This window comes from Streptomyces canarius (assembly GCF_014650735.1).
In the GTDB taxonomy this organism is placed as follows: Bacteria; Actinomycetota; Actinomycetes; order Streptomycetales; family Streptomycetaceae; genus Streptomyces; species Streptomyces olivaceoviridis.
This window is the reverse complement of record NZ_BMVN01000024.1, coordinates 48,539-58,991: the sequence shown is the minus strand read 5'-3', so window position 1 is coordinate 58,991 and position 10,453 is coordinate 48,539. Positions and strand designations below refer to the sequence as shown.

Genomic DNA, 10,453 nt, shown 5'->3' with positions numbered 1-10,453 from the left:
AGGCTAGGACGGCCCCCGCCCCCGAACATCCCTCAGCCTGGTAGGAGATCGCCGGGCCCGGACCTGCGGCTACCAGGGCGAGGGATGTGCGCCGGATCCGGCCGTTTCTACAGTGAGCGGCGACAACCACCCCAAGGAGGGGCATGTCCCCGCGCGAATCATCGCTCGCCTCGTCGTGGATACGGCGGTACGCGCCCGCTCCGGAGGCGCCGGTCCGGCTGGTGTGCCTGCCGCACGCGGGCGGCTCGGCGACCTTCTACAGCGGCCTGGCCCGGCGGCTGGCCCCGGACATCGACGTCCTCGCGGTGCAGTACCCCGGACGCCTGGAGCGCCGGACGGAACCCCCGATGACGGACCTGACCGCACTCGCCGAAGTGCTCGTCACCGAGCTGACGCCCTGGACCGACCGCACGTACGTCCTCTTCGGGCACAGTCTGGGCGCGATGGTGGCCTTCGAGACGGCCCGCCGGCTGGAAGCCGCGGGCCGTCCCCCGGTCGCCCTGTTCGTGTCGGGACGCGGTGCGCCGTCCCGGCACAGGCGGGAGTTCGGCCCACGGCTGGACGATGCCACCCTGCTCCAGCAGATGCGCGGGCTGGGCGGCACGGACCCGCGCGTCTTCACCGACGAGGAGCTGATGTGGCTCGCCCTGCCGGTCATGCGGGCGGACTACCGGATGGTGGAGGACTACCGCTACCTGCCCGGCCCGCCCCTGAGCTGCCCCGTGACCGCGTTCAACGGCCGGACCGACCCGAAGGTCTCGTCCCCGGACGTCGATGCCTGGCGCGACCACACCACCGCCTCGTTCGAGTCGCTCGTCTTTCCGGGCGGCCACTTCTATCTCGTGGACCGGAGCGAAGAGGTGACGGCCGCGCTCATCGACCGTCTGTCCCACATCACCCGCAGAAACACGACAACAAGACAGTAAAGGTCGGTGCAGAGAGCATGCCCAGCGATTGCGCCATAGGAATTCACGATCTGTCATGTGCGACGACCGAGTTCGTCCTGCCACACGCGACGCTCGCCGGTCACAACGGCACCGAGATCGGCAAATACCATGTGGGCATAGGCCAGCAGTCGATGAGCGTGCCCGCCGCCGACGAGGACGTCGTGACGATGGGCGCGGCTGCCGCCGCGCCGATCGTCGCCCGGCACGGCGCCGACCGGATCCGGACGGTCGTGTTCGCGACGGAGTCGTCGATCGACCAGGCCAAGTCGGCCGGTGTGTACGTCCATTCACTGCTCGGGCTGCCGTCGGCCACCAGGGTCGTCGAGCTGAAGCAGGCCTGCTACGGGGGCACGGCGGCCCTGCAGTTCGCCATCGGCCTCGTGCTGCGTGATCGTCGGCAGCAGGTCCTCGTGGTGGCGAGCGACATCTCCAAGTACGACCTGGACAGCCCCGGTGAGTCGACCCAGGGCGCGGCGGCGGTGGCCATGCTGGTCGCCGCGGACCCCGCGCTGGTCCGCATCGAGGAACCGTCGGGCCTGTTCACCGTCGACGTCATGGACTTCTGGCGGCCGAACTACCGTGACGCCGCGCTGGTCGACGGGGAGGAGTCCATCACCGTGTATCTGCAAGCGGTGGAGAGCGCCTGGAAGGACTACACGGAGCAGGGCGGCCGTTCGCTCGACGAGTTCACCGCGTTCTGCTATCACCAGCCGTTCACGAAGATGGCCTACAAGGCGCACCGACACCTGCTGAACACCTGCGGGTACGACACCGACGAATCTCGGATCGGGCGAGCCGTCGAGCGGACCACGGCCTACAACAGGGTCATCGGCAACAGCTACACGGCGTCGGCGTACCTCGGCCTCGCCGCGCTGCTCGACCAGGCGGACGACCTGGCCGGCCGGCCCGTCGGCTTCCTCAGCTACGGCTCCGGCAGCGTCGCCGAGTTCTTCGCCGGAACCGTTGCTCCCGGCTACCGTGAGCACCTGCGGACCTCGGCGCACCGCGAGGCGATCGACCGGCGCCGGACTCTCGACTACGCCGCCTACCGCGAGTTGCACGAGCGGTCCTTGCCGACCGACGGCGGCGACCACCCCGTTCCGCAGCAGACCACCGGGGCCTTCCGGCTGGCGGCGCTGCGCGGCCACAAGCGCATATACGAGAGGCGCTGAGGACTACCGCGTGGCCCTTTCACCGGCGGTATGCCCCTCACCCCCGTGGGGTGTGACCGCCGGCGGTCAGTCCCGTGCGCCTGCGGACGGCTTCGGGCCGCGCTCGCTGTCCAGCAGGTCGTGTGGGGTGCGGAGTACCGGGTTCCGGCCACCGCGCCGGCCGGGACGGCCGCGTTGATCGCACGCGGGTCTGCGCCGCCCTCCTGAGGCACTCCGGCCACGTGCCTGATCGCGGGTACTCCCAGTTCTCGGCGTCCGCCAGGACAGCGGGAAGGTCCTGCTTCGGGACAGGCGCAGTACCAGGCTCGCTGGGCACCTGCTCGCTCCGCGGTCGTACCCGTGCAGAGAGAGCCGGGGCGGGCGTCGATCGCGTCACGGAGGGTGGCGACCGCCTTCCTCCAGGCCCGTCGCTTCCGGGGCGCCTGTCGGGCTCAGCAGCGCATCGGCGGCGCCGCGCAGGCACGGCGCCGGTGCCATCGTCCCGGCCGCCGCGTCCCCGATGCCCCCTTGACCGGATCCAGACGCGGCTCATGGTCTGTCTGCTCAGGGCTCGCTCACCTGCCTTGAGAAGCGTGGTACCAACTAGGTACCATCGGGTCATGCCATCACTGAACGTGTCCTTCTCCGACGAGGAGATGGAAGGTGTGCGCGCCGCCGCCGCCGCCGAGGGCAAGAGCCTCAAGCAGTATCTGCACGACCTCGGCGTACGCGAGATGCACCGCAAGAGGTTCGTCGCCGGCGCCACCGCCTGGGCCGACAAGCTGCGCGGGGAGTTCGACGAGGCATTCCCCGAGGAGATCCCGCCCGCTCAGCGCGGCGACGGTGCTGCGGCTGCCTGATGGTCCTGCACATCGACGTCTCCTGGCTCCTCGACGTCCAGGAGGCCGCCCTCGGGCACGAAGACGTGACCGTGACCGACTACTCCGCGCTGGTGGCGGCCGTCGCCCGGCACAAGACCCGGATGCCGACGCTTGAGGCCTCCGACCCGGACACCGCCTGGCGGGCAGCCGCGCTCCTGCACACGCTCGTGCGCCTGGAACCACTCCCCCACCGCAACAGCCTCTTCGCCGCCTTCGTGGCCGCCCAGTACATGGATCAGTCCGGCGAAGGCATCGACCCCCCGTACGGCGCCCTGTCCGACCTCGTCAAAAAGGTCCGCGACACCCGGCTGAGCGTCTACGCCGTCGCCGAGGCCCTGCGCTCCTGGCGCATCTGAATTCAGACGCGCCACGTCGCACGGCAGACCAGCGGCGTTGAGCGTTCGCGGGAGAGTGCCCTCGGGGGTTACGGCACGGACCGACCTGGGGGCTCGTGGAACACGAGCCGACCTGCTCCTTTCGACGGCCGGACGGCCATCAAGCCGTGCACGTCGGACTACGCCCGCATCCACCGCATGAGCGACCTGTGCGAGGGCCGCGCCTACCGGCCGCTCGAGCGTACCGGCCCGCGCGCCTCCTCGTACGCCGCCGGGTACTGGGCCTTCCTGCACCGGCACCGGCGGCTGCCGTCCGGCAACGCCCGCATGCGCCGCGCGGTGCGGGGTCCAAGCCGTCTCGGCGGCCTGGAAGAGGAGCGGCGGCGCGCGGGAAGCACCGTGAGGGAAGCGGGCGGCTGTCGCCGGCCCGGGCATCGGGTCGCGCCGGGGTCCGGCGGCCGGCGGCCTCGTTCGTTCGGCGCGCGGCGCGCTTCGCCCGCTGAGGGCAGCCGGCGGTGGGAGCAAGGGCGGGGGCGTGTGGGTCGGTTCACCCGGCGGTGTACAGCGCCCGCAGCGCCTCCACCGCCTGCGTCAGCCCGGCCGGTCTGAGGCCGACGGGGGGCTGGGTCCGACTCCAGCCGGGACCGCCCAGCAGCACCGCCGGGCCGCGCCGCGTCCCCTTCATGCCCCAGCGCAGCCCGGCCACGTGCCGGGCCAGGGCCGGGGCCGCCCGCGTGCTCTCCTGGGCCCACAGCACGACGGCGACCGGGCCGAGCCGGCGCACCGCCGCGTCCAGTGCCTCGACGGGAACGGCGGCTCCCAGCATGCGCACCGGCAGCCCCTCACGACCGAGCGCCGCGTGCAGCGCCTCCAGGGGCAGGGTGTGCTGTTCGCCGGGGACGCAGGCCAGCAGCACGCAGCCTGCTCCGGGGGGAGTCACAGGGGCGGCGGGCGGCGTGCTGCGGCGCAGCACCGTGGAGACGTGCCAGGCGAGCAGGTGTTCCACCTCGACGTACTGGTCGTCGGAGGAGGCCCAGCGGCGTCCTACGGCGTGCAGGGTGGGAACCATCACCTCCTGCCAGGCGACCACGAGGCCGTGGCGTTCGACGGCGGCGGCGAGCTGCTTCTCCAGCGCGGGGGCGTCCAGCCGTACGGCGGCGCGTGCGAGGCCGCGGCACTCCTGGCGCACATCGCCGAGGGGCAGCGCGCCGGCGGCCCGCGAGCGCCCCGCGGGCGGCGGAGCGGTGACGGCTTCGCTCCCGGAAGGCGGCCCTGCGGCAGCCGTACGGGCGGCGCGGGCGGCGTCGGCCGGCGGGATGCCGGTCGCCGTCAGCCGGCACATCTCCTCGACCGTGGCCACGTCCGCCGCCGTCCAGCGACGGTGTCCGCCCTCGGTGCGCGCGGTCGGTCCGATGCCGTAGCGGCGGTCCCACGAGCGCAGGGTCATGGGCGACACGCCGAGGCGTCGGGCGAGCACACCGGTGGTCAGACCGGCATCGCCCGGTACGGCAGGGGATGCGGCGGGAGACTGCGCGTCGGGGTCCACGGTGGTCAAGTGTTCCTGTCCTCCCGGTGTTCGCGCGCCGGGGCCCGCGCGGACGTGACCGGCGACAGGTACACGCGCGTGCGGCGTGGGGAAGCCGCCGGCATCCGCGCCGGCCGACGGGCCCGGAGGCGCTGCCCGGTGGCCCTGCCCGTCGTCCGTCGTCCTGCGCGCCGCCCGTTCGGCGGGCTCATTCCGTGGCCTCCTCGACCAGACTCCGGCCCAGGCGCAGCAGGCCGCGCCGGGCGTGACTCTTGACCGTGCCCAGTGGCCAGCCGGTGACGTGGGCGATCTGCGTCTGCGTCAGGTCACCGTAGAAGGCCAGGCACAGCACCCTCCGCTGGGCCTCGGGGAGGCGGCGCAGTTCGCGGGTGACGTCCACGCGGTTCAGGACCTCCTCCTGCGCGTACGACGGCTCCGGTGGGCGGTGCGACTCGCGCGCCGCCGCGGCGGCGGCGTCCGTGCGCCGGGTGCGGGCGGACAGGGCGTCGGCGATCTTGCGGCGGGCGATGCCCACGAGCCAGGCGGGCAGCGGGCCACGGCCCGGTCGGTAGCCGTGGCGTCCGCGCCAGGCGGCGAGGAACACCGTCTGGGTGACGTCCTCGGCCTCCGCGCCGTCGCCCAGCGACTGCCGCGCCAGTGACAGGACGAGAGGAGACCAGCGGCGGTAGACCGTTTCCATGCCGCCCTCGTCCCCGGCCGCGAAACGAGAGGCCAGATCGTCCTCCGGGGGCGGTATGGGCATGGACTCGGCTTCGGTCACAGCAAGTGCCGTCATGTGGCCTGCTCCTTCCGGGGTGGCTCGACGCCTTGCAGCCACGGTCCGTCCGGGAGCCCCGGGCGGCAACTCGCATCGGGTCTGCATCGGATCGCCGCCGCCCTGCCCCGTCCCGCTCCGTCCCGCGCCGCCGGAACGCCGCCGGAACGGCACCGGAACGGGCGCCCGTCAGGCGCCGTCCTCCCGCCGGAGGACGACCGTGGGGCGCCCGCCCGGAGCCGGTGGACGGCTGTCCCGCTCCCCGGCGCCGGGCCGGGTGGGCCACCACACCCGGTCCCCGGCGTCCCGTACGAGCGCCGGCACCAGCAGGGAGCGCACCACCAGGGTGTCGAGCAGCACACCGAAGGCGACGATGAAGGCGATCTGCACCAGGAACGCCAGCGGGATCACGCCGAGCGCGGCGAAGGTCGCGGCGAGCACGACTCCGGCGGAGGTGATGACGCCGCCGGTGGTGACGAGCCCTCGCCCGACGCCCTCACGGGTGCCGTGCCGCAGCGTCTCCTCGCGGACCCGGGACATCAGGAAGATGTTGTAGTCGACGCCGAGGGCGACCAGGAAGACGAATCCGTACAGCGGCACCGACGGATCAGTGCCGCTGAAATCAAACAGACCGCCGAAGACCAGCGCCGCCACCCCGAGTGTCGCGGTGAAGTTCAGGGCGACGGTCAGTACCAGCAGGACGGGCACGGCGACGGAGCGCAGCAGCAGCACGAGGATGACGAGGATGACGGCGAGCACCACCGGGACGATGACGGCGCGGTCGCGTTCGGCGGCGCGCAGGGTGTCGTACTGCTGCGCGGTGTAGCCGCCGACCAGGGCGTTCGCACCGGGGAGCGCGTGCAGTCCGGCGCGCAGCCGGGCCACGGTGTCGCGGGCGGCCTGTGTGTCGGGAGCCGCCTTCGCGGTCGCCTCCCACCTCACTCGGCCGTCCACGGCACGCGGCTCGTCCGTCGGGCGGCCCCCGGCCCCGGTCGCGGTCACCGCCGCGATGCCGGGAGTGTCGCGTACGGCGCGTTCCACCCGGGAGGCTGAGGCGGCGTCGGCGATGATCACCACGGGGGTGCCGGCGCCGGCCGGGAAATGCCGGGCCAGGGTCTGCTGGGCGGCCACGGACGGCACCTGCCGTACGAACGTCTCGTCCAGCGGCACCCCCCGCGAGTCCAGCGTGAGGGCGCCCGCCGAACAGACCAGCAGTCCGGTCAGGGCGAGCGCCCACACCCGGCGCGGCGCCCGGTCGACCAGGCGGGCGGCGCGCTGCCACACTCCGGCTGCACCGGTTCCGCCGGCGGGCTTGGCGGGCCAGTACGCGCGGCGGCCTAGGAGGGCGAGGACGGCCGGCAGGAAGGTGAGTGCGCTCAGGGCGGCGCAGACGATCCCTACGGCGCCGGCCGGTCCGAGGGCCCGGTTGTTGGTGAGGTCGCTCAGCAGCAGCGCGATCAGCCCCAGGGCGACGGTGCCCGCGCTGGCCAGGACGGCCGGGGCAGAGCGGCGCCGAGCGGCGCGGGCGGCGTCGTGCCGGTCCCGGCCACCGGCCAGTTCCTCCCGGCAGCGTGCGGTCACCAACAACGCGTAGTCCGTCGCGGCGCCGATGACGAGGATCGACAGGATGCCCTGAACCTGCCCGTCGACGCGCACCAGGCCGTGGTCGGCCAGCGTGTACACGACCGCGCAGGCCACCCCGAGGGCGAACACCGCGCCGGCGATGACGACGAGCGGCAGCAGCAGGGAGCGGTAGACCAGCAGCAGGATGACCAGGACGGCGGCCAGGGCGACCGCGAGCAGCACCCCGTCGATGCCGGAGAAGGCGTCCGCCAGGTCGGCCTGGGTCGCGGCCGGCCCGGCGAGCTGCACCCGGGTGCCGGGCACCTTCTCGGCCGCCGCCCGTACCCGTTCGAGCGTGGGGGCGAGCCGGTCGCCCAGATCGGGACGCAGCGGCACGACGGCCTGGAGCGCGGCGCGGTCCTGCGAGGGCAGGGCAGGGGAAGGCGATCCGGCCGAGCCGGGCATGCGGGCGAGCGCGGCCACCGCCTCGGTGGCCGGCCGTTGCCGTGAGGTGACGGGCCCCCCGCCGTCGGCGGTCCACACCACGATGACCGGCAGGGTCTCGCGCTGCCGGAAGGCGGTCTGCTCCCGGAGGACCCGGGTGGACTCGGCGCTACGGGGCAGGAAGGCGGCCTGGTCGTTGGTGGCCACCTCGCCGAGCCGTCCGGCGAAGGGCCCCAGCAGCGCCCCGACCACCAGCCATACGGCGATCAGGGCCAGTGGGACGAGGCCACGGGTTCGGGGGTGCGGGGGCGTCATGTGACTCCTTGGAGCGAGCAGGGGAAAGCTCGATGGTAAACAATCTCAATCATTGAGTAATGTCAACCTCAAGACAGTGTCACCGGTGCTTCCCCGTGCACCGGCGGATCGGATGCGGGTGCCGGCCTACCGATGCGGGTGCTACTTTCCGGCGTGGGTGCCCGTCTTCCGGCGTGGGCGCCGGCCGCACTTGGGACGCCAAGGCGCCTCAGCGGCCGGCGGACTCCCCGGAGACCTGGGCGAGTGCGTCGTTCAGCGCAGTCAGGAACCTGAGGGCCGTGGTCAGCTCATCCGCGTCGAAGTCCGCTCCGGCCCGGCGCAGGGCGTCGGCCAGGGGCCGGAAATGGGTACGGGCGGCCGCGCGGGCGTCGGCGGCGTAGTGGAGGTGCACCACCCGGCGGTCGGCGTCCTCGCGGACCCGGCGGACCTGCCCGGCGCGCTCCAGCCTGTCGATGCAGGCCGTGACGGCGCCCGAGGTGAGACCGAGGACCGCACGCAGCCTGCTGGGGGTCATCGGCTCGGGCGCGTCGAGGATGGCGGCCAGCGCCTGCACGTCGGTGGCGTGCAGGTTACGGCGGGCCGCGTACTGATGGATGACCCGCCCGACCTCACCGTGCATGCGGCGCAACTGGACCGCGAAGGCCGACAGGTCCCCCGGAAAGACGGGGAGGTCGCCCGTGGAGGCGTCGGCGGCGGGCTGACCGGCGGCCGTGGCGTGCGGGTCGCCGGCAGTGGCGTTCGGACCCGCCGCGGCTCCTGCGCGCCGCCCCGATCGGCGCCCCGCGCTCGACTCCGTGTTCACCGGCGCATCCTACCGGGGCACTCGCGGGTCACCCCAGCGGACGCCCCCCTCCCCAGGACTCGGCGCGGCCGGCGACGGCGGTGCCAGGGTGCCTTTGAGCGGAGTGACGGCGTCCGGTCACCGGCCCGGTGGTCGCACTCTCTCGGCCTCGCCGACTTGCCGATGCCTCATCCCCTTCGCGCGCCGGGCACGACGCGTCCGGTCCCTGCGGCTTCGGAAGCGTCCGCTCCATACGTTCGCTTGGCCGCTGGGCGCGTATTGAAGCGCACGGTATCGGCCCAGCCGGGGACCGATGGGCCCTTGTCGCGTGGCGTCGGTGCTCGGGGCGAGCGCGGCGGACGGATCGCGAAGGCTCGCACGGGGTTCGTACGGCCCTGGCGGCAGTGCCGTTAGACGCGCTGGAGGCCTGCAAGGCCGCTGAGGCCGACGGAGCCCCGCCGACTACGGCAGATCCGGGACGAGCGGGGCGAGGGTGACGTTCCTGACCGAAGGGCTGCCGGCCCACCTGCCGCCCGACACCCGGCCGCTGCCGTCGGTCGCGACCTACGACCAGCTGCTGCAACCACGGCGGGCTGACCGAACAGGCCGCCGACGCTGCCGTAGACCAGACGGGCTGCCGCATGCTGCGGCTGCGCACTGTCCGAGCTCAGTTCCCCGAGTGGGGCGAGGCCGCCGCCCGCAACCGGGGGTCACACCGCGGCTTCCTCGCCGAACTGGTGACGGCTCAGTGCGTGGATCGGACTCGCCGCCGTTCGGAACGGCGGATCAAGGGCGTCGCCTTCCCTCGTGAGAGGAGGCGCAGCCGAACGCCGATCCGGTGGTCGTCCAGTCGTCCGTCTCCTCGAACGAGATTCTCAGCGGCTGGACCAAGACCTTGACCGACCCCGGCTCTGCGCGGCCATCGTGGACCGGCTGACCTTCGGCGGCAATCTGAGCCAGGCCGGCACCGACTCCGACGCCTGGCCCTCTCCCAGGCCCCGGGCAGCAGCCCAGAACGCCGCTGACCTCACCCGGCAGGCGGGAGTCGATGTCGTCCTGCCCCGCACGCGAGGTTCCGGACGGCCTCACGTCATTGAGGTGCGATGGCTTTGAGCCAGTCCTCGACGGCGAAGACATCTGCCCACTGCGGGAACAGCTTTTCGGTGAGCATCCGGTGCACCTCGGGGTCGGTGTCGAGGCAGGCGTCCGCCAGGACGGTGAGGCCGAAGTCCAGGTCGATGGCGCGCCACAAGGTGGACAGCACTACAGCGCTGGTGGCGATGCCGGTGAGAACAAGGCTGTCGATATCGCGAGCCCTGAGTACCAAGTCGAGGTCACTGCCCGAGAACGCGCTCCCCCGCCTCTTGGTGACCACCACGTCGCCCTGCTGGGGCGCGACATCGTGATGGATCTCTGTGCCAGGGGCCCCTTCGGTGAACAGGCCGGCCCGCAGGACATTTGTCATCACCTTGTTGCGAGGGCTGACTTCCGGATCGCCCGGCCGTAATCCCATCACCACGTAGATCACGGGGATGCCGGCAGCCCGGGCACCGTCGATCGCCCCGCGCAAGCGCCGCAGATATCCGGAACCGTCGTCGGCAATGGCCACGACGTCCCGTTGGACGTCCATCACCAGAAGTGCGCTGTTCGCCATGCTTGCCGTCCCTTCTCCACTGGGAAACAAGAGCAAGTCTGGTGGATCAACCGAGCCGCGGCGGAGGTTTCGGAGATCCTCA

The 10,453-nt window shown here is 72.8% G+C and carries 9 protein-coding genes and 1 pseudogene; 5 read left to right on the top strand and 5 right to left on the bottom strand.

Going from position 1 to position 10,453, the window contains the following annotated elements; genetic code table 11:
- Positions 1-143 precede the first annotated feature (143 nt).
- The 4 genes from IE294_RS28850 (at position 144) to IE294_RS28835 (ending at position 3,335) form a co-directional block, all read left to right on the top strand.
- Positions 144-926, top strand: coding sequence for a thioesterase II family protein (locus tag IE294_RS28850; RefSeq protein ID WP_189890896.1), 783 nt, complete (start codon positions 144-146; stop codon positions 924-926).
- Positions 927-943: 17 nt separating this feature from the next.
- Complete coding sequence (locus IE294_RS28845) at positions 944-2,119, top strand: hydroxymethylglutaryl-CoA synthase (RefSeq protein WP_189890894.1); 1,176 nt, start codon at positions 944-946, stop codon at positions 2,117-2,119.
- Between the two features lie 599 nt (positions 2,120-2,718).
- Entirely contained in the window at positions 2,719-2,958 is a 240-nt protein-coding gene (locus IE294_RS28840; RefSeq protein WP_189820395.1) for a hypothetical protein, read from the top strand.
- Entirely contained in the window at positions 2,958-3,335 is a 378-nt protein-coding gene (locus IE294_RS28835) for a toxin Doc (RefSeq protein WP_189820396.1), read from the top strand. Before IE294_RS28840 ends, IE294_RS28835 begins: the two co-directional genes overlap by 1 nt.
- A gap of 526 nt (positions 3,336-3,861) precedes the next feature.
- Here IE294_RS28835 and IE294_RS28830 read toward each other — a convergent pair.
- The 4 genes from IE294_RS28830 to IE294_RS28815 all read right to left on the bottom strand — a co-directional run bounded on the left by IE294_RS28830 (position 3,862) and on the right by IE294_RS28815 (position 8,738).
- Positions 3,862-4,869 carry a MerR family transcriptional regulator gene (locus IE294_RS28830; protein ID WP_373315859.1) on the bottom strand — a complete coding sequence of 336 codons (1,008 nt, stop codon included), beginning with the start codon at positions 4,867-4,869 and terminating at the stop codon, positions 3,862-3,864.
- Positions 4,870-5,047: 178 nt separating this feature from the next.
- Entirely contained in the window at positions 5,048-5,635 is a 588-nt protein-coding gene (locus IE294_RS28825) for an RNA polymerase sigma factor (RefSeq protein WP_189890892.1), read from the bottom strand.
- 168 nt (positions 5,636-5,803) lie between these two features.
- Positions 5,804-7,936 carry an MMPL family transporter gene (locus tag IE294_RS28820; protein WP_189890890.1) on the bottom strand — a complete coding sequence of 711 codons (2,133 nt, stop codon included), beginning with the start codon at positions 7,934-7,936 and terminating at the stop codon, positions 5,804-5,806.
- Positions 7,937-8,144: 208 nt separating this feature from the next.
- Complete coding sequence (locus IE294_RS28815; RefSeq protein ID WP_229917392.1) at positions 8,145-8,738, bottom strand: MarR family winged helix-turn-helix transcriptional regulator; 594 nt, start codon at positions 8,736-8,738, stop codon at positions 8,145-8,147.
- 572 nt (positions 8,739-9,310) lie between these two features.
- On the opposite strand from IE294_RS28815, the pseudogene IE294_RS50150 reads away from it, so the two are divergent.
- Positions 9,311-9,740 (top strand): annotated as a pseudogene (locus IE294_RS50150) (hypothetical protein); the annotation flags it as partial.
- Between the two features lie 67 nt (positions 9,741-9,807).
- Here IE294_RS50150 and IE294_RS28810 read toward each other — a convergent pair.
- The gene (locus IE294_RS28810) at positions 9,808-10,371 is read right to left on the bottom strand and encodes a cysteine hydrolase family protein (protein WP_189890888.1); all 564 of its coding nucleotides are present in this window, start codon (positions 10,369-10,371) and stop codon (positions 9,808-9,810) included.
- Positions 10,372-10,453: the final 82 nt, after the last annotated feature.